This is a genomic window from Halorubrum xinjiangense (assembly GCF_049604745.1).
Classification (GTDB): domain Archaea; phylum Halobacteriota; class Halobacteria; order Halobacteriales; family Haloferacaceae; genus Halorubrum; species Halorubrum xinjiangense_A.
Window position 1 is genome coordinate 1561572 of record NZ_CP187140.1, and the last position, 18473, is coordinate 1580044.

Consider the following 18473-nt stretch of genomic DNA (forward strand, 5'->3'; position numbering starts at 1 on the left):
GGACGGACGGCCGAGCGCCGCAAAAGGGTACCGTTCGACGCGCGTCGAAAGCTGCGACGGCCGCCGTCGCGCGGCCGACCGCGGGACGCGGCTCACTCCAGATACAGCGAGTAGACGATGACCGCGAACCCGACCGCCGTGAGGAGGCCGTCGACGGCGATGCCGACCGCCAGGTCGGCGCCGATGATCTGGTGGGAGACGCCGCCCAACAGCGCCCCGACGGTGACGATGCCGAAGCCGACGCCGAGTTCCCGCAGCGAGCGGTCGCCGGTCCGGTCGTACGCGCGGAGCGCGTAGTAGGTGATGCTGCCACCGAGCACCAGGATGGCGGTCTTTGCGGCGATGATAGTCAGGTCGATGTAGGGGTTCATGTTTCCTCTCGTAGCTCCGACCACAGGTCGGCCAGTCGCTCGTCTCGGGTCCGCTCCGGCCGAGAGAACTCCACGTCGAACTCGCGCCGGTCCGCGTCGCCCTCGCCGCCGTCGTCGACCGTGACGGTGACGGCGTCGAACGACACCGAGTACCGCGTCGTGTGCTGTCCGTCCCGCCGGATATCCGTCGACTCCGACAGCAGGGAGGCGTCGGTGAGCTTCTCCAGCTTCCGGTAGGTCGTCGACAGGGGAATGTCGCACTCCTCGGAGAGCTCGCTCGCGGTCTTCGGCTCGGTGAGCGCCGCGACGATCCGACGGGCCGCGTCGTCGGCCAGCGCGTCGAGCACCTCGTCGACCGACGGCGGCTCCGGGTCTCGCGACGGGTCCCGCACCATGCGTGACGGTTCGGCCCCCGGAACTTAAACCATCGAACTTCGGTCCGACGCCGGCAGAGTCCCCCCGTTTTTGTACGGCCGCGACGTATCGCGGCTCGATGGACACGTGGAAGCGGCGGGTCGTGTTGTACGCGGTCTTTCTCGGCGTCATGCTCACGTTCACCGCCGTCGCCTACCGGTGGGGAATGCGCGTCTTCGAGGGCGATCCCCGAACTCTGATCGAGTCGTTCCAGTTCGCGATCGAGATGTTCACGACGACCGGGTTCGGCGGCGACTCGTCCTCGTGGCAGAGCCAGCAGATGCACGCGTTCGTCGCCGTGATGGACCTCGTCGGGATGATGCTGCTCATCGGCGCGCTCCCGGTGGTGGCGACCCCCCTCCTCGAGTCCGCGTTCGCGACGACCGTCCCCCGGTCGCTGGAGGGCGACGCTGAGGGACACGTCGTGGTCTGTTCCGACACCACGCGCTCCGACGCGCTCTTAGACGAGTTCGAGTCGGAGGCGGTGCCGTACGTGGTCGTCGAGCCCGACCCCGACCGGGCGCTGGCGCTGTACGAGGCGGGCCACACGGTCATCCGGGCCGACCCCGAGACGACCGACGGGCTCTCGAGCGCGCGGCTGACGGACGCGCGTGCGCTCGTCACCGACCTGTCGGACCGAGTGGACGCGAGCATCGTCCTCGCCGCGAAGGAGCTGTCGACGGACGTCCGCGCGATAAGCGTCGTCGAGGACCCGAGCCGCGAGCGGTACCACCGGCTCGCCGGTGCGGACGAGGTGCTCTCCCCGCGGTCGCTGCTCGGCGAGAGCCTCGCCTCGAAGGTGACGACGGCGGTGCGGACCGACCTCGACGAGGCGGTCGCAGTCGGCGACCTGCGGATCGCGGAGGTGTCGATCCACCACGGGAGCGGCCTCGCCGGGTCGACGCTCGCGGGGAGCCGGATCGGCGAGCGCACCGGCGTCGACGTGATCGGCGCGTGGTTCAACGGGGCGTTCGAGGCGGCGCCGCCGCCGGACGCGACGCTGTCTGCGGGGACAGTTCTCCTCGTTTCGGGGACCGAGGGGCAGGTGGAGCGGCTCGTCGACCTGACCAACTCGGCGGCCCGCCGGTTCGGCGCGGGCGAGACCGTCGTCATCGGGTACGGCCAAGTAGGGAAGACCGTCGTGGAAGCCCTCGAAGCGGCCGACCTTCCGGTGACCGTCGTCGACCACGACGGCGGCGAGGCGATCGACGTGGTCGGCGACGCGACCGACCCGGAGACGCTGCGGGCGGCCGGCGTCGACGACGCGCGGACCGTCGTCCTCGCCCTCCCCGACGACACGACGGCCGAGTTCTCGACGCTCGTGGTCCGCGATCTGGCGCCGAACGTGGAGCTGCTCGCACGGGTCGAAGACCCCGAGAGCGTGCCGAAGATGCACCGGGCCGGCGCCGACTACGTGCTCTCCCTCTCGACGGTGACCGGTCGGATGTCGGCGTCGGCCGTGCTCACGGACCGCGACGTGCTCTCGCTGGACACCCACGTCGAGGTCGTCAGGAGCGAGGCCCGCGCCCTGGTCGGCCGGACGATCGGGCAGGCGGCCGTCCGCGAGACCACCGGCTGCACCGTCATCGCCGTCGAGCGCGGCGACGGCCTCGTCACCGACGTGGGCCCGGAGACGCGGATCGAGCCGGGCGACGAGCTCGTCGTCGCCGGCACCGACGAGGGGGTCCGAGCGTTCGAGCGCGCGTTCGCCTGAGCCGGCTCACTTCGCGAATTTGGCTCGCGGCGCCGATTCGGCTCGCTCCGCCGTTCCGTCTCGCCGCGTTGGTCCCCCTCGCGCCCCCGTTCCCGCCGGGCCGAGTCGAACGCTTCAAGTATTCGCTGGCTGTTCGTACCCGTATGAAAGACCAGGGACGCTCCGCGCGCAAGCGGACCGGCGGCCGACTCAAGCACGCCTCGAACAAGAAGCGCCACCAGCTCGGCCGCGAGCCCGCCGAGACCACGGTCGGCGAGACGCGACTCCAGTACATCGACGCCCGCGGCACGGACAAGAAGGTCCGCGCGCTCTCGACGAACGTCGCGCAGGTCGCCGAGGGCGGCGAGGTCAGCGAGGCCGAGATCGAGAACGTCGTCGACAACCCCGCGAACGTCAACTACGCCCGCCGGAACATCATCACGAAGGGCGCCGTCATCGAGACGTCCGCCGGCCGCGCCCGCGTCACCTCCCGCCCCGGCCAGACCGGCCAGGTCAACGCGGTCCTGCTCGACTGAGGTCCCACCCTTTCTGAAGGTATTTCCCCTCGCACGTCCACCAGCCACGCGTGTACCTCGGCGTCGACGAGGCCGGCAAGGGACCCGCGCTCGGACCGATGGTCGCGGCGGCGGTGATCACCGACCCGACGAGCTTGCCCGCCGACGTGGACGACTCGAAGCAGATCGCGCCGGCCAGGCGCGAGGAGATGGCCGCGGCCCTCAGGAGCGACCCCGACGTCGCCGTCGGCATCGCCCGCGTCGAACCCGCCGAGATCGATCGCCCGGACACCGACATGAACACGCTCACCGTCCGCGGGCAGGCGCGGGCGGTCCGCGACGCACTTGCGGATCTCCCCGCCGGCGTCGCCGAACCGGTCCGCGTCGTCGCCGACGCGGGCGACACCAGCGAGGAGCGGTTCGCGGAGCGGCTGGCGCGGTTCGTGGCGGAGGGGAGCGAAGCGGCCGCGGGGGACGATGAAAACGGAGCCACCGAGGAAACCCACCGCCTCCCCACCGTCGACGTGACGGCCGCCCACGGCGCCGACGAGGACGACCCCGTCGTGGGTGCCGCGAGCGTCGTTGCCAAGGTGGTCCGCGACGCCGCGATGGCCGAGATCAACGCCGCGTATCCCGAGTACGACGATCTGGGGAGCGGCTACCCGAGCGACCCGGCGACCCGCGCGTTCCTCCGTGAGTACGTCGCCGAAACGGGCGACCTCCCCGACTGCGCCCGCCGGTCGTGGGCGACCTGCGACGACCTTCTCGCGGCCGCCGAGCAGTCGGCGTTAAACGAGTTCTGAAGCGGACGGAAACCACGTTCATCGTCGAGACGGCGTCAGAACAGCCCGGAGACGAGGCCGCCGACCGCCCCGACGAACGTCTCCCACACCGAGAAGCCGGTCGTGATCGCCAACACGGTGTCCGCGCCGAAGAAGGCGAACAGCAGCGCGGAGCCGAGGTGCGCGAGCCGCATGTCGACCCGTCCCGCAAACTTGTGGAAGAAGTACGCGTTCGCGAGGCTCACCGGGATGATCGCGAGCATCTCCCCGAACCAGATAGCGGAGGTCGCGCCGTACTGGACGGCTAAGCCGATCGTGACGAGCTGGGTCTTGTCGCCGAACTCGCCGGTCGCGGTGAGCGCGAAGATGGGCAGGAAGCCGCCGAGCGACCCCGAGTAGCGGTCGAGCCGCCCCGGCAGCGAGAGGTCGTCGAACGCGGCCATCCCGCCGTCGGTCCGCTCCGCTTCGGGGCTCGTCCCGCGGGGCGGGGCAGAGCGGTACAGGAGCACCGCGAAGACGAAGAACAGGATCGCCGTCACGACGTTGAGCACGAGCGGCGGCAGCGCCGACTGGAGCGCCTGCCCGAACGCGATCTCGACGGCAGTCCACCCGGCGAACGCGGAGCCGGCCGCAGCGACGACGATCTTCGGGTCGTACTTCGTCGCGAGCCCGGCGATCATCAGTTGGACCTTCTCGCCCGGGAGCACCGCGAGCTGGGCGGCGAACGCGACGACGAGGATCTCGAGGTAGCCGGTCATGCGTCGCTCGCCTCCTGCCCGTCGCCGGCGGCGCTCGACTCCGCGGCGCGGCGGACGGACACGCGGTCGGCGACCGCCTCCGGCAGCCCGTGTTCGTCACCGTCGCTCGTCCGGACGGTGACCAGTCCGAACGAGGTGACGTCGACGACCTCGACGGTCGTCCCCGGGGTGATCCCCGCGTCGACGAGAAACTCCAACACGTCGGGGTCGCGGTCGCTGATCCGGGCGACGGTTCCGCGTTCGCCGGGATCTAAAGCCGCGAGGAGCGCGGTTCCGGCGTCCTCCGGGGTCGACAGGTCCGCCGGGGGGATCGGGTCCCCGTGCGGGTCGGCCGCGGGGTAGTCGAGGAGGCGCTCGACGCGCCGGGTGAACTCCTCGCTGACGTGGTGTTCGAGCGCGTCGGCCTCGTCGTGGACCTCCGTCGGCTCGTAGTCCAACTGCTCGGCGAGGAACGCCTCGATGAGGCGGTGCCGCCGCACGACCTCCAGCGCGGCGACCTCGCCGGCTGGCGTGAGCTCGACGCCCTTGTACTTCTCGCGGGAGAGCAGGCCCCGCTCGGAGAGCGTCTCCACCATGCTCGTCACGGTCGCGGGGGTCTTGTCGAGCGCCTCCGCGATCTGCGAGGTCGAGACGGGCGGCCCCGACCGCGACTCGATCCGATAGATCGCCTTGAGATAATCTTCGACGGCGTCGGTGGGCACAGTCGTTTTCGATCGGACTAAACTAATAGTTTGTCGGGTCGTCGTTCAGTTTCCGACGGAGCCCCAGCGGCGGCCCCTTCGGGATCACGAACGAGAAAAACGGCGCTCTCTGCGCGAGACAACTGATCGAACGTCACATTTGGCCGGAAAACGGGCGGTCGCGGGCGACGCCGACTCGACTTACCTGACCGTCAGCAGGCGGCGCAGGATGTCGCCGTACGCGGGGCGGGTGATCAACACGCCGATCAGCACACCGAGGACGGTGAAGATGGCGAACCCGGAGAGGTCGCCGAGCGACAGCACCATCAGCGGCGACATCGCGATGATGGTCGTGGCCGCGGCCGCGCCGATGACCCAGAACGCCTGACGGAACCGCGAGTTGAACACCGTCCGGGAGCTCACGTCGCCCTCGCTCATCACCTGGTCGGCGATGATGACGAGGTCGTCGACCCCGGTCCCGACCACCGCGATGAAGCCCGCGATCACCGCGAGTTCGAGCGGGTAGCCGAGCAGCGCCGCGAAGCCGAGCAGCGCGTACACCTCGGCCAGCGCCGTGACGATCATCGGCAGGGCGACCCGCGGTTCCCGGTAGCGGAGGAACACCATGCCGGCGACGGCGAACACCGAGAGCACCCCGATGATGAGCGAGTACGTCCGGAAGTTCTCCCCCTGCGAGGCCGAGATGGACGAGGAGGTTCCCTCGCCGCTGATGTCGAGGTCGGCCGGGAGCGCGCCGGCGCGGAGGTTCAGCGAGATGGTCTGCGCCTCGGTGAACTCCCCGGTCGTGAGCCGGAAGTTCCCGGTTTCAGCCCACGACCCCTGCGCCATACTGTCGGCGAGGCTCGGGTCCATCCCGAAGGAGTTGACGACCTCGCCGTCGACGACGAGCAGGAGACACGGGTTCGAGTTCCCGAGCTCTCCGGTCTCTGAGTCGTACCCGCATCGGTCCGCCTGGCTCTGATACGCGTCGGCGAAGCCGCGCTCGGTCACCGCGTCCTGGAAGCTGTGTGCCGGCGACTGGCCGCTGTCGGCGGTGTTGCGCACGGTGACTGGCACGTACGCGCCGGTGCCGCGGTCGCTCTGTGCCGCGGTCCCGATCTCCTCGAAGTCGTCTTGGATCAGCGCCCCCTCCTGAACGGCGGTGCCGTTCCCGTCGGGGTACGCGATGTCGATCCGGACGGTCCCGCGCTCCTCGAGGAGGTCGATCACTTCCTGGCGGCCCTGGCCCGGCACCTCGACGAGGATGAAGTACTCGCCGGTGATCGACTGGACCTGTTGGACGCTCCCGCCGGAGAGGCCCGCCTCATTGATCTTCCCCTGGATGATCTCCATCGTCGCGTCTCGGGTCTCCTGAGTGACGCCCGAGCGGATCCCGCCGTACTCGTAGCCGGCGGCGTCCATCGCCGCGCGGAACTGGGACTCGGTCACGGACGTCTCCGTGACCTCCACGGCGCTCTCGTCGGGAACGACGCCGACGTCCCGCGTCGAGGCGTTGTCCAACTCGGCTGCGACCGCCTCCGCGACCGCCTCTGGGCTCTCTCCCTCAAGCGCCACGTCGGTGGCAGTGTACCCCGAAAGCGGCGCGCGGACGCGCGTGCCGCCTGCGAGGTCGAGCCCGTACTGGAGGTTCGTGATCCCCTGTTTGGCCTCGCTCGCGCTCTCGCCGGGCGCCGGCTCCGGACCGAACCCGGGCCCGAACAGCGCCACCGTCGACCCGAGCACGACGACGACCAGCAGCAGGATCCGCCAGTTGTTCTTGATCGGTTCGAGCATTACCGGGCCACCCCCTCGAACTTGTACCAGCGAAGCAGCGAGACGTTCAACAGGTACGTGTTCATCAGGTCGGCGCACAGCCCGACCGAGAGGATGATCCCGATGTCACGGAGGAGTCCGACGCCGAACACCGAGGCGACGACCGCCATCACGACCATCGCGGCGATGGAGGTGAGCGTCATCGTCACCCCGGTCCGCATCGCCCGGCTGACCGACTCGTAGAACTCGCCGGTCCGCCGCAGCACGGAGTCGTTCAACAGGATGTCCGAGTCGACGCTGTAGCCGATGATCATCAGAAGCGCCGCGATCGTTCCGAGCGTCATCTCGATGCCGAGGAGGTTCATCGCGGCGATCGGGATGACGAGGTCGGAGAACGCGGACGCGACGACCGCGAGCGAGGGGACGAACGTCCGGAACAGCGCGAACACGAGCACGCTCATCCCGAGGAACGCGAGCGCCACGCCGAAGAGCGCGGTCCGCGCGGTGTCGCTCGCGAAGCTCGGCGACACCTGGTCGACCGCGGTCGTGGTCAGCCCGGCCGCCTCCGCCTGGTCTTGGAGATCGTTCGCGAGCCCCTCCGGGTCGTCTTCGGCCGCCTGGAACGTGACGACGACGACGTCGTCGCCGGGGATCGTCCGGACCGAGTCAGGCTCTCGATCGAAGGCCGTCTGAATCTGCTGTTCGACGTCGCCGTTCCCCTCGTCCGCGACTCGCAGCTCGACGCCGCCGGTGAACTCCAGTCCAAGGTTCGCCGGCGCACCGGTGGCCACGAACCAGCCGCCGATGATCGCCAGCGCGAGGACCAGGAACGCGAGCGGCACCGCCGCGAGCTGCCGGTTCGAGTAGTCGGTGTAGTTGACTTTCGGCACCTCGATCGCTACCATAAACACCGCTTCCCCCGCGTGCGCGAATAAGCCTTCTTATCTGCGAGGCCGCGGCGCCTCGGTCGCCCTCGCTACGGGAGGTAGCGAACCGCCACGACGCCCGGCTCCGACCGGATCTCGACCCGGTTCACGCCCAGCCGGGCCGCGCGCGAGAGCGTCCCCTCGCGGTCGTCGATCACGTCGGCGACCGCCGCCTCCGTCTCCGACTCCGGCGGCGTCAGCACGTGGACCTCGCCGACGCCCGCGCGCTCCTCCCGAGCGAGCTCCCCGGTTGGCGTCTCGGCGGCCAGTTCGCGCTCGTGGACGGTCGGCGGCTCCGGGCTCTCCCCGATCGACAGCGACCGGCGCTCCGCGACCTCGATCACCTGATAGGTGACCTCCATCGGGGGGTCGGGGGCGACGGTCGCCTCGACGGCGTCGTCGACGTCGAGGCCGGGGTTCGAGCTCAGCGTGTGCACCTGTCCGTCGTGGACGTCCTTCAGCACGGCCGAGTCGCTCTCGACGTGCGTGACGAGGAACGTGCTCTCCTTCTCATCGGTCATTGCGTCCCGGTAGTCGCTCGGGCGACTTCCGGCTTTCGAGCCGCCGCCGATGATTCGCGCCTATGTCGCCACGTCGCCGTCCGCCGGCGCGTCCTCGTCCGACCCGCCGCGGAGCCGGAAGTGGGTCGCGAAGACGGCGAGCGCGGCCGCGACCGGCGGGACGAACCCGGCCAGCTGCGGGAGCGCGTACAGCGCGTTGACGAGGACGGAGTCGCTCGGGTCCCGGAGGCCCTCCGGCGCCGATATCACCATTCCGAGGTACAGCGAGAGCAGGAAGAGGAAGCCGGCGACCCCCATCCACCGGTCGTACGTGTCCGCGACGCGGTCGCCGCGGCGGTGGCGGCGGGCGACGAACAGGATCGGTGCGAGCAGCGGGCCGACGGCGCCGAGCCCGGCGACCACGAACAGCGACCGCGAGAAGAGGAACGTCCCCCCCTGCGCCGAGACGGTCTCGCCCATCCAGACGACCAAGGCGAGCGTGACGACGAGCGCGACGAACCCGGCCGCCAGCGCGCCGAGCGCGGCGTACGCGCGCATGGTCCACGACTCGGTCGCGCGGAACGCGTAGGGGATCGCGCCGAACACCCCGCGGTAGCTGTCTGCCATCACCGGCGGTAGGCACGTCGGCGAATTAAACCCCTCGTCGGCGGGAAGCCATTTATAGGCGCAACCGGATCCTCCCCACGTGGGTCTCTACGACGCCTACCTCGCGACGCGCCACCGCCTCCACGACGCCGAGCCGCCGCCGCACGTCGCCTTGGTGCTCACCGAGCGCGACCTCCTCGCCGACGGCGCGTTCGACACGCTCTCGTCGGCGATCGGCTGGGCGTTCGAGTACGGCGCAGAGCGCGTCACCGTCTCCGTCTCCGTCCTCGACCGCGCGGTCGCCCCAACGCTCGTTCGGGAGCTGCGCCGCCTCGACGCGCCGGCGGAGACGGTGGTCCGCGGTCCCGACGACGGCTCGCCGGAGCAGGGGAGCCCGGACGCGCCGACGGAGGCCGGCGACTCGGCGGGCGAGGCCGCCGACGCCCCGGTCCGAATCCTGGTCGGGCTCGGCGGCAAAGCGGAGTTCGCGGGCGCGGTCCGCGAACTGGCGAGCGACGTCGCGGCCGGCGAGATACCGCCCGAGGCCATCGACGAGACCGACGTCGCGGAGCGGCTGCTGTTCCCCGAGGAGCCCGACCTGGTCATCAAGACCGGCGCCGAGCGGCTCTCCGACTTCGCCATCTGGCAGTCGGTGTACGCCGAGCTCTACTTCACCGACGTGAACTGGCGCGACTTCCGCCGGCGGGAGTACCTCCGCGCCGTGTTGGACTATCAGGACCGGCAGCGTCGGTTCGGCAGGTAGCGGGCGCCGCTCGGCAGGCAGCGGGCCCCGATCAGGGCTCCGACGGCCGCTTACCAGACGAACGCGAAGAGCGCGGTGAACGTCACCAGCGCGCCCACCGTCGAGAGGATCGGGACCACGTTTTGCATCAGCACGACGCGCGCGCTCGTGGCCGGATTGAACAGGTCCGACGCCGAGGGGATGTCGCTCGCGTCGCCCTCGCCGATCTCCGGCATCTCGTCGGCCGTCAGCGCGCCAACCGAGACTTTCGGCTGCTTCTCGCCTTTGATCCCCTGTCGCACGGTCACCGTGCGCGTCGCGCGGCCCCAGCCGAGCCCGACGATCGACATCGTCGCGATGATCACGAACGAGGCGGGGATGCCGACCGCCGAGAGGCTGATGACGATCCCCGAGGAGACGACCGCGACGACGATGGCGGCCGTCAGCGGGAGGTCGGTGATGTCGTTGCCGAGCGTGTCGAGCGTCCGCCGGGCAATGGTGAACGCGCCGAGCGCGACAGCGGCGCTCCCGAGAAGGATCATCGGCGTCATCTCCACGTTGTCGAGCGCGACGAGCGGCGCGATGGCGTTCGCGATGTTCGAGGTGCCCGAGGAGAACGCCATCAGGCAGCCGATGGCGATGACGATGATCCCGCCCGTCAGCTCGCGCCGCGTCGTGTTCGGGCCGAGGACCGGACGCGGGATGAGCCCCGAGCGGTCGAACTCGAACAGCGCGCCGTCGGTGCTCTCGATCGCCACCCAGCGGTCGATTGCGGAGTAGAAGTAGCGCCCGACGACGCCCGACACCCAGAACCCGATGATCGGCGCGACGAGCCACCAGATCGCGATCTCGCCCATCACCGCCCAGTCGAGGGTGTTCGTCGCGATGCCCAGCCCCGCGATGGAGCCGACCGCCGTCATCGACGTCGACGCCGGGACCCCGGCGTAGTTGCCGACGAACAGCGCGCCGCCGATGAAGAAGAGCACGATGATGCTCGTCTCCAGTGTGAACACGTTCGCGCCGGTGACGAGGTCCTCGCCCAGCGTCGTCACCACGCGCTGGCCCAGCGTCCCCGCGCCGACGAAGAAGAACACCGACATCAGCGCCGCCGCGCCCGCCTTCGATATCACGTCCGCGCCGACGGCCGGTCCGAACGCCGGCCCCGTCGTCGCCCCACCGATGTTGTATCCGACGAACGCCGCCACCGCGACGCCGACGAGAAGAAGAATCTCAACCATATACGCGAACAGAGGACACACGCGCTGTTAAACGGACGGGGTCCGTCCGCGTCAGCGCCGCCCGCCCGACGCTCGCGGAGAGGTAACGAGCGAGACGGACGCGAACGTGTACGGCATTTAAATGACGGTGGGTGCCGGTGTGAGTTATTTATAAACGAACGATGCGGTGGCGCGTGCCGGCGAGCGCCCGAAGGGCGCGAGTCGCACGCGCGAGGGAGTCGCTGGCTCCCGGAGCGAAGCGGAGGGTGCCAGCGACGAGGCTGGGGAGGCGTGAGGTGCTGTGCGGGGCGGGGCGGGACTCAAAGGGGCAGCCGGGAGGACGAAGCACGGCGACGCAAGCACCGCAACGAGCCGCGCGAGTCCTCCCGGCTGGGGCTTTGGCGGTGTTCGCGGCGGGCTAGTCCAGATGCGATTATAAACAAACAGCCGGGACTCTGGCGGTGTTCGCAGCGGAGACGACTGAAAGGAGTGCACCGGCCGAGATTTGAACTCAGAATCAGACGTGCTCGCTCACGGCTCGCTTCGCTCGCCTGTTCGCTGCGCGCGACTGATAGCGTTCAAATCACTCTCGGTGATTTGCTCACTGCGTTCGAAAAGGTGCACCGGCCGAGATTTGAACTCGGGTTGCAACCATGGCAAGGTTGCGTGATACCACTACACTACCGGTGCGTGCTTCGCATCTCGGGGTTGGTCGGAGACTCACTTAAGTCTTTGACATCGGGACGGCGCGGCGGCGCGACCGTCCTCGACACCCCGGCTCACTCCCCTCTCCGTCGAGCGATCTCCGCCGCGTGCGCGTCGTGAAGGTCGGCGAACGCCGCGGCCTCCGCACCCTCCTGCGTCTCGTCGTCGCGTCGATCCCGAATGCGCCGTTTGATCGCCGCGAGCGCGTCGGCCTCGCCGGCCGCGATCTCGTCGGCCACCGAGCGCGGGTCGTCGACGACGCGCGAGACGAGCCCGGTCCGCAGTGCCGCCTCCGCGTCGAGGACCCGGCCCGAGAGCGCGAAGTCGAGCGCGTCGCCCTCGCCCATGACGCGCGGGAGCCTGACCGTCCCGCCCCAGGCGCCGAACAGGCCGAGGGAGACGCCGGGCTCGGCGAGCGTCGCCCGCGGGGTCGCGACCCTGACGTCGGCCGCCAGCGCCAGCTCCACCCCACCACCGCGCGCCGGGCCGTCGATCCCGCAGACCACGACCGACGGCGACGCCTCGATCGCGGCGGCGACGCGCTGCCCCCGCCGCGCGAACGATTCCGGGTCGTCGAGCGCGGCGACAGCGTCGAGGTCGGCGCCGGCACAGAAGGCGTCGCCCGCGCCGCGGAGGAGCGTCACCGGCGGATTCGCTTCGCGTTCCGCCCCGTTGAACGCCTCGCGGAGGGCAGTCAGATCGTCGGGCCGGAGCGCGTTGCGCGCCTCGGGGCGGTCGAGCGTGACGACGCGCACGTCGCCGTCGGTTCGGGTTCGGATCACGAGACGGAATCCCGTTCGTTTCCAAAGGTCTTTGCCCTTCGCTCGTCTACCGAACGGCAATGGACGATGCCGCGCGAGCGCGTGACGCCGCGCGCGATGCGCTCGCGGACGTCGAACCCGAACAGCTCCGCGAGGCCCTCGACGACCGGCTCCTCGACGCGGCGGTGACCCCCGGCGTGCTGGCGCTGGTCACCGCCCGCGCGCTGGAGCCGGACGTCGACCTCGGCGACGTGGCCGACCGCGCCGCGGGCGTGCAGCTCATCTACGAGGGGCTGCGGCTCACCCGCACGGTGGCCCGCGAGGAGCCGTGGGTGACGGCGGCGACCGCCGCGGCCGACATCGACGCCGACATGGAGATCCTCGCCGCCGACGTGCTCGTCTCCCGCGGCTTCTCGCTGCTCGCGTGTACCGACGCCGCCCGCCCCGCGGTCGACGTGGTGCGCGCGTTCGGCCGCGACCAGACCCTACGCGACCGCGAGGGGATGGACCCCGAGACGGCGGCCGGGCTCGACCGCAACCTGGAGGTGGACGCGCTCGAACTCGCGGTCGTCGCCGGCACCACCGCCGTCGGCGGCGACCCGCCCGAGGAGCTGCTCGCGTACGCCCGCGACCTCGCCGCCGACTGCGACGGCGAGTTCCCGCCCGCCGGCCGCGCGCTGCCGGAGGCGACCGCCGACCGCATCGCCGACATCTCCGACCGCGCCGTCAGCGCGACGGATAGTTGATCGGTGCGGGGCGGTCCGGGCCGGCTCCGAGATCCCCCGACGCCGCGCCGGGGAATCGAAACTCATAAAGTCGGATCCGGCCAACGACAGTTTGCGTGCCTGGGTAGCTTAGCGGTAAAGCGCGTCCTTGGTAAGGACGAGACCGGGGGTTCAAATCCCCCCTCAGGCTTTTCTTATTCTCCTCACTTTCACGTCCTCGAGAGTACGTTTCGCGAAGAGTTCTGATCAGCGAACTCGGTGAGGGCAGTGAAGTTCCCGTGACACGAGATAATCACTAAGTACCATACTGCGGTATCGAGAGACGTGGCGGACGAGTACCTGAGACGTACCGCAATTACTCGCCTAACTCTCACCAGCGAGCAGAGAACGCTGCTCGACACCACCATCTCTGAGTGGAAACGCGCCTGTAACATCAGCAGTCGTATCGGATGGAGAGCAAATGAAGCGCGGAAAACACGTCTTCAAAAGCTCGCCTACGACGAGGTGCGAGAAGAGACACGTCTCGGGAGCCAACACACGATACTCGCCACTCATCAAGCCGCAGCGGCACTCAGCGGCATCGACGATATCGAAGCTCTCGAAGAGGATTACGCCACCTCTCCGCCGGAGTTCACGGCAGACACGGTGAAGTACGACACGCGCACGATGACGTTGTTCGACGACGGAACCGTCTCTCTTTCTACAGTCGGAGACCGTATCCGATGTGAACTCGTGCTGCCGGACGACGAGAACGGATACCAATACCAGTACCTCGACAGCGAGGCGTGGGAGATCACCGAATCCACACTCTCACGGCGCGATGGTGGGTACTACATTCACTTGGGGTTCCGGAAACCCCAGCCCAAGAAACGAGCCGAAATACGGGATGACACCGAGGACAGGACAGTTCTCGGCGTCGATCTCGGTATCGCAAACATCGCGACCACCTCGACAGCGTGCTTCGCATCCGGTGACGAACTCCGGCACCGACACCGAGAGTTCGAGCGGATCCGCGGTCGGCTCCAACGGACGGGTACACAGTCCGCGCACCGAACGATTCAACAGATGAGTGGGCGGGAATCGCGACACGTCCGGAACACGCTTCACGAGGTCGCCAACGACATCATCGACGAGGCGCTTGAATACGACTGCGAGTACATCGCCTTCGAGAACCTCCGGCACATCCGAGACCGTGCGCCTCGGGTGAAGGAGTTCCACCAGTGGGCGCATCGACAGCTCGTGGACATGGTAGAGTCCAAAGCGGACGCGGAGGGGCTCCGTGTCGTGTACGTGTCACCGGAGAACACGAGTCGGCGGTGCCCGGAATGCGGTCACACGAGCGAAGGGAACCGAATCGCGCGCTCGGAGTTCGAGTGCCAATCGTGTGGTGAGACGGGGAACGCGGACTACGTCGGCGCGAAGAACGTCGGATGGAGATACGTCCGTCGGGGCCTACAGTCGTCTCGGCGGACGGGCGACAGTCAACTCGCCCTGAAGTCAGGAACCGTGACGCCGAATCGGGGATTCGTCCCGAGCGACTGACCGTCGATGGAGGCAGAGTTCACTGACAAGTTTCGCGTCATCATTCGCGGGACGGTTGACATCTCGGCCTAGGCTTTCTCGGCGTTCGCTTTCCTTACGCCTCCCGTCGTTCAACTCGTTTCAGCGAGACTCGTTTGTGAGTCGCTCCCCCTCGCTACACAGAATACCCCTCGCCGTCCCGCGACGTACCCTTCTTTTGGTACACACAGCACTCCCCGATGTGACTCTCCATGATGGCGACGTAGGAGGGGTGTGATCCCGCCGAAACGACTATCGGTAAGACCAGCGTATTACGTCTATATGTCTGAAGCGACCACGAACGACGACGGCGGCGATGACATTGCCACGGTGAATTTCAAACTCACCGAGTCGTTCCTCGAACAGATCGACGACACGTGGCAGGGGCGCGGGTTCAACAGTCGGAGCGAGTTCATCCGGTACACGCTTCGGGACGCCGTCGAGTTCCCGACGTTCGACCGCGACGAACTCGTCGCCCTGCTCGAAGCCGAGGAGGACATCCGCGAGGGACGGACGACGAGCGCCGAGGAAGCCCGCGAGCGGTTCGGCACGGATGAGTGACGACGGGTGGACGTGGGAACTCTCCGCGACGGCCGAAGACGACCTCGACGGACTCCCGCCCGCCGATCAAGAACGAGTCCTCGACAAGCTCGACGAGATCGTCGACTCGCCGTGGCGCGACCCGCCCGACTACGGTGAACCGCTCCAGAACAGTCCGTACAAGAAGATACGTGTGGGGGAGTTCCGGCTCTCCGTGAGCTTCCGGCGAGATGGCCGGCGGCTCGTCGTCGCCCGTATCAAGCGTCGGGGCGGCGCGTACACCGCTGACGACGATTGAGGAAGCAATATGATCCTCTCCGAACTACTATATTCCTTCATATCTAGTGTGATCGCATGGACGACGGAAGCCCACCGGAGGAGTTCGCGGACGTCAACGAGGCGGTCGGCGCCGAGTGGGAGGCCGAAACGACGCCGTACGAACGCATCCGGCACGTCATCAAGCACACGTACAGCCCTGCCTCGGCCGAGACGATCGCGGAGGAGGCACGAACCGCGCCGAAGACCGCCCGAAAACACCTGAACGCGCTCGCGACGGAGGGGTTCGTCGAGACGGCGAACGGCGACCACGGCGGGACGCTGTACCGGCGCTCGCCGGAGTCGCTGGTCGTCGAGCAGGCCGCGGAGATCCTCGAACGCGTCTCCACCGACGACCTCGTCGCTCGGATACGGGAGATGCGGACGCGGCTCGGCGAGTTCCAGTCGGAGTACGGCGTCGAGTCCCCCGAGGAGCTGGCCGTTGACCAGACGAACCACGCGCTCGCGGCGTCCGAGTCCGAGTCGGACGGCCCCGACCCGGAGGCGATCCGCGAGTGGAAGACGCTGCGGCGGAACCTCGCGTTCGCGAACGCGGCCCTCTCGATCGGCAACGCGGAGCGGTTCGTCGACGACGACCGCAGCCCCGGCGACGGCGGTGTCCCCGTATAACGCATGCCGGAGCCACGGGACGAGGCCCACGCCCTCCGGGGAGCGACCGACCGCCCGGCGCTGCTCGCGATCCGCGACACTATCGAGGAGATGGAGCCGCTCGCGACGGCTCGCCTCGACGACTACCTCAGTCCGTCCGTGCTCGAAGTCGAACTCGCGGACGGCCTCCGCGACGCCGAGGAGGCCCGCATCGACGTGACGTGGACGACGCGAGGCGATTACAAGTACCACTACACGGACCCCACGGGCGTGAACCTCCGGTGGGGAAACCATCCCCACGGCGGCGACTACGTTCACGCCACCGGGCCGGAACACTACCACCCGCCCCCGGACGCGAGTGCAGACCCCGACGCGGTCGAGGCGTCCTGTATCACGCAGTCTCCCGAGGAGCTGGTCACCCGCGCCGTCTGCAAACTGTGGCGGGTGGCCTACCACGCGGACTCGTACGTGCCGCTCAACGCCGGGAGCAACCCTCCCTGAGCAGTGTGTCAAGGGATTCCAGATCGTCGAGATCAGGCGGGGACTCCTCACCGTCGTATGCATCGTCGGGGATGTCTGTGAGGTCCATGCGTGAGAGTCTCCGTACAGCAGCCCACTGGGCCTACCGATTTATATCTGTGCCACACCGAATTATTTTTGCTTAGACTGTGTTCACGCGTAATCCCAGCCTAAGCGCTTCCTGCGACGTCGCGCTTCATTCCCGCTCCTGCGTCGCGAACGTCGCCGCCCGCCGGATCAGCGCGTCGTGCGGGTCGACCTCGGGCCGCCGGGCGGACACCTGCTCGAACGCCTCGTCGAGGTCGCGGTCCGTCAGGCGCGCCATCGCTGCCGAGGCGCCGGCCGAACAGTGGACGAGGACGCGCTGCCCGGCGTTGCGCCGCTCGACGACCGTCTCCGCGGCGTCGACGAACGCCTCGTACTCGTTTTGCGGCCCGTCCAACATTGGGATGTCGACGCGAGCGACGGGTCCGGTGTCCGGGTCCTCGTGCGTGAGAGAGACGACGACATCGATGCCGCGGTCCCGAAGGAGGGACTCGTCCTCAGCGTCGGAGACGGTCCCGACGAAGAGTCCCGCTGTCACCTTGTCCATCGTGAGACACGCTGTTGTCCGTCTATCGGCACGCGCTGTTAAATGCTCCCGCACACCGGCGCCCTCATCGAGTTCACCGCCGTACACCGTTTTTATCCCCCTCCCCGACCGACACGCGACATGGGCAAACACGAGCGCGGCTGGGTCGAGGCCACGGAGAAGCTGACGGCGCAGCTCGCGAACGACGCGGAGCCGGACGCGGACCTCGAAGAGCAGGGCGAACCCGACCTCGCGAAGGCCCTCGCCGAGCGGATCCGACGCGACTTCCCGGACCGGACCGCGGTGCGACACGCCGGCAACTCCTACGACTCGCTGGGCGACCTCATCGTCGAGGTCGACGGCGAAGAGACGTTCCTCGAAGCGAAGTTCGTCGCCAGCGGCGGCACGCGAGCGAACCTCGGGCAGGACACCCTGACGCAGTTCGAACTGTTCGAGGACGCGGCGGCGTGGAGCGACTTCCGCGAGGAGATCGGATTCCCCGAGGACCGCGAGGCGCTGCTCCGGCAGTTCGACGACCACCCGGACGACGTCCGCGACTGGTCGTACAAGTCGGCGGTGTACGACCGCGCGAAACACCTCAAGAACGTCATCGACGTGTCGCGGGGACAGAACACGGGGTCGCGGGCGGACGAGGTCCTCGCGGACCCGGAGGCGACGGAGACGCAGCGCGAGGCGGCCCGGATCGTCAACGAGATCCTCGAACTCGACCGCGAGGAGAAGCTGGCGTACTTCGACCACCTCCGGGACGCCGAGCAGAACCAGCGCAACGTCGAGACGTTCGCGCACCTGATCGTCTGCGGCTACCACACCGCCGACGCGCTGCGGGAGCACTTCGACGACGACCTCGCCGAGATCAAGCGGCTGCTCGAAACCGACTCCTATCGCCTCTACGAGGTGAACAAGAACAGCGGAACGGTGACGGTCGAGAATCCCTCGGAGCTGCTCGCCGGCTTCGAGTGGGAGGACACGCGCGTCGAGATTCCGGAGAACGGCACCTCCGTGAGCGTCGTGACGGGGCCGCCCGGAAACCGGCGGCGCGTGCTGAACATCGCGTACAACTGGAAGAACAAGTTCCAGGGGATCCAGACGCCGTCGATGAACGTCTTCGTTCCCGAGGCGTAGGTTGGCGGGGCGGGTCGGATCCACGGCGCCCACCCCCCGCCGACCCGC

The 18473-nt window shown here is 68.7% G+C and carries 22 protein-coding genes and 2 tRNA genes; 12 read left to right on the forward strand and 12 right to left on the reverse strand.

Annotated features, from left to right (window positions below; all coding sequences use genetic code 11):
• Positions 1–92 precede the first annotated feature (92 nt).
• Together ACOZ35_RS09015 and ACOZ35_RS09020 are read right to left on the reverse strand one after the other, a co-directional pair.
• The gene (locus tag ACOZ35_RS09015) at positions 93–371 is read right to left on the reverse strand and encodes a DUF7521 family protein (protein WP_424013285.1); all 279 of its coding nucleotides are present in this window, start codon (positions 369–371) and stop codon (positions 93–95) included.
• The gene (locus ACOZ35_RS09020; RefSeq protein ID WP_424013286.1) at positions 368–766 is read right to left on the reverse strand and encodes an ArsR/SmtB family transcription factor; all 399 of its coding nucleotides are present in this window, start codon (positions 764–766) and stop codon (positions 368–370) included. The genes ACOZ35_RS09015 and ACOZ35_RS09020 overlap by 4 nt, the downstream gene beginning before the upstream one ends.
• A gap of 98 nt (positions 767–864) precedes the next feature.
• Here ACOZ35_RS09020 and ACOZ35_RS09025 point away from each other — a divergent pair, with 98 nt between their 5' ends.
• From ACOZ35_RS09025 to rnhB, 3 genes are all read left to right on the forward strand, one after another.
• The gene (locus ACOZ35_RS09025; protein ID WP_424013287.1) at positions 865–2499 is read left to right on the forward strand and encodes a potassium channel family protein; all 1635 of its coding nucleotides are present in this window, start codon (positions 865–867) and stop codon (positions 2497–2499) included.
• A 143-nt stretch (positions 2500–2642) separates the two neighbouring features.
• On the forward strand, positions 2643–3014 hold the full coding sequence (locus ACOZ35_RS09030; protein ID WP_424013288.1) for a 30S ribosomal protein S8e: 372 nt from the start codon (positions 2643–2645) through the stop codon (positions 3012–3014).
• 50 nt (positions 3015–3064) lie between these two features.
• Positions 3065–3796, forward strand: a complete 732-nt coding sequence (rnhB, locus tag ACOZ35_RS09035) for a ribonuclease HII (protein ID WP_424013289.1) — start codon at positions 3065–3067, stop codon at positions 3794–3796.
• Between the two features lie 35 nt (positions 3797–3831).
• Here rnhB and ACOZ35_RS09040 read toward each other — a convergent pair whose 3' ends face one another.
• From ACOZ35_RS09040 to ACOZ35_RS09065, 6 genes are all read right to left on the reverse strand, one after another.
• Positions 3832–4533, reverse strand: coding sequence for a TMEM165/GDT1 family protein (locus ACOZ35_RS09040; RefSeq protein WP_424013290.1), 702 nt, complete (start codon positions 4531–4533; stop codon positions 3832–3834).
• Entirely contained in the window at positions 4530–5234 is a 705-nt protein-coding gene (locus ACOZ35_RS09045) for a metal-dependent transcriptional regulator (protein ID WP_424013291.1), read from the reverse strand. Before ACOZ35_RS09045 ends, ACOZ35_RS09040 begins: the two co-directional genes overlap by 4 nt.
• Positions 5235–5414: 180 nt before the next feature.
• Positions 5415–7007, reverse strand: coding sequence for a preprotein translocase subunit SecD (locus ACOZ35_RS09050; protein ID WP_424013292.1), 1593 nt, complete (start codon positions 7005–7007; stop codon positions 5415–5417).
• Positions 7007–7891, reverse strand: coding sequence for a protein translocase subunit SecF (secF, locus tag ACOZ35_RS09055; protein ID WP_424013293.1), 885 nt, complete (start codon positions 7889–7891; stop codon positions 7007–7009). Before secF ends, ACOZ35_RS09050 begins: the two co-directional genes overlap by 1 nt.
• 71 nt (positions 7892–7962) lie before the next feature.
• Positions 7963–8433 (reverse strand): DUF5812 family protein, encoded by a 471-nt coding sequence (locus tag ACOZ35_RS09060; RefSeq protein ID WP_424013294.1) that lies wholly within the window; start codon positions 8431–8433, stop codon positions 7963–7965.
• Between the two features lie 60 nt (positions 8434–8493).
• Entirely contained in the window at positions 8494–9039 is a 546-nt protein-coding gene (locus ACOZ35_RS09065; protein WP_424013295.1) for a hypothetical protein, read from the reverse strand.
• 79 nt (positions 9040–9118) lie between these two features.
• On the opposite strand from ACOZ35_RS09065, the gene ACOZ35_RS09070 reads away from it, so the two are divergent.
• The gene (locus tag ACOZ35_RS09070; protein WP_424013296.1) at positions 9119–9781 is read left to right on the forward strand and encodes an undecaprenyl diphosphate synthase family protein; all 663 of its coding nucleotides are present in this window, start codon (positions 9119–9121) and stop codon (positions 9779–9781) included.
• A gap of 50 nt (positions 9782–9831) precedes the next feature.
• On the opposite strand, the gene ACOZ35_RS09075 is transcribed toward ACOZ35_RS09070, so the two are convergent.
• The 3 genes from ACOZ35_RS09075 to ACOZ35_RS09085 form a co-directional block, all read right to left on the reverse strand.
• A complete protein-coding gene (locus ACOZ35_RS09075; protein ID WP_424013297.1) occupies positions 9832–10998 on the reverse strand; it encodes an anion permease in 1167 nt (388 codons plus the stop codon).
• Positions 10999–11596: 598 nt separating this feature from the next.
• Positions 11597–11667 (reverse strand) — tRNA-Gly (locus ACOZ35_RS09080).
• An 89-nt stretch (positions 11668–11756) separates the two neighbouring features.
• Positions 11757–12464 (reverse strand): enoyl-CoA hydratase/isomerase family protein, encoded by a 708-nt coding sequence (locus ACOZ35_RS09085; RefSeq protein WP_424013298.1) that lies wholly within the window; start codon positions 12462–12464, stop codon positions 11757–11759.
• Between the two features lie 59 nt (positions 12465–12523).
• Between ACOZ35_RS09085 and ACOZ35_RS09090 the strand changes: the two genes are divergently transcribed.
• The 7 genes from ACOZ35_RS09090 (at position 12524) to ACOZ35_RS09120 (ending at position 16693) form a co-directional block, all read left to right on the forward strand.
• Complete coding sequence (locus ACOZ35_RS09090; RefSeq protein ID WP_424013299.1) at positions 12524–13189, forward strand: DUF7114 family protein; 666 nt, start codon at positions 12524–12526, stop codon at positions 13187–13189.
• A 97-nt stretch (positions 13190–13286) separates the two neighbouring features.
• Positions 13287–13358 (forward strand) — tRNA-Thr (locus ACOZ35_RS09095).
• A gap of 134 nt (positions 13359–13492) precedes the next feature.
• On the forward strand, positions 13493–14710 hold the full coding sequence (locus ACOZ35_RS09100) for an RNA-guided endonuclease InsQ/TnpB family protein (RefSeq protein ID WP_424013300.1): 1218 nt from the start codon (positions 13493–13495) through the stop codon (positions 14708–14710).
• A 300-nt stretch (positions 14711–15010) separates the two neighbouring features.
• Entirely contained in the window at positions 15011–15289 is a 279-nt protein-coding gene (locus tag ACOZ35_RS09105; RefSeq protein WP_424013301.1) for a ribbon-helix-helix domain-containing protein, read from the forward strand.
• Positions 15282–15566: a type II toxin-antitoxin system RelE family toxin gene (locus ACOZ35_RS09110; RefSeq protein WP_424013302.1), complete on the forward strand. Its 285-nt coding sequence runs from the start codon at positions 15282–15284 to the stop codon at positions 15564–15566. The genes ACOZ35_RS09105 and ACOZ35_RS09110 overlap by 8 nt, the downstream gene beginning before the upstream one ends.
• A 56-nt stretch (positions 15567–15622) precedes the next feature.
• Complete coding sequence (locus ACOZ35_RS09115) at positions 15623–16213, forward strand: DUF7342 family protein (RefSeq protein ID WP_424013303.1); 591 nt, start codon at positions 15623–15625, stop codon at positions 16211–16213.
• A 3-nt stretch (positions 16214–16216) separates the two neighbouring features.
• Positions 16217–16693, forward strand: coding sequence for a toxin-antitoxin system TumE family protein (locus ACOZ35_RS09120; protein WP_424013304.1), 477 nt, complete (start codon positions 16217–16219; stop codon positions 16691–16693).
• A 214-nt stretch (positions 16694–16907) separates the two neighbouring features.
• Here the strand turns inward: ACOZ35_RS09120 and ACOZ35_RS09125 are convergent, their stop codons facing one another.
• Positions 16908–17303 carry a dual specificity protein phosphatase family protein gene (locus tag ACOZ35_RS09125; RefSeq protein ID WP_424013305.1) on the reverse strand — a complete coding sequence of 132 codons (396 nt, stop codon included), beginning with the start codon at positions 17301–17303 and terminating at the stop codon, positions 16908–16910.
• Positions 17304–17423: 120 nt separating this feature from the next.
• Between ACOZ35_RS09125 and ACOZ35_RS09130 the strand changes: the two genes are divergently transcribed.
• On the forward strand, positions 17424–18425 hold the full coding sequence (locus tag ACOZ35_RS09130) for a hypothetical protein (protein WP_424013306.1): 1002 nt from the start codon (positions 17424–17426) through the stop codon (positions 18423–18425).
• The last annotated feature ends 48 nt before the right edge of the window (positions 18426–18473 follow it).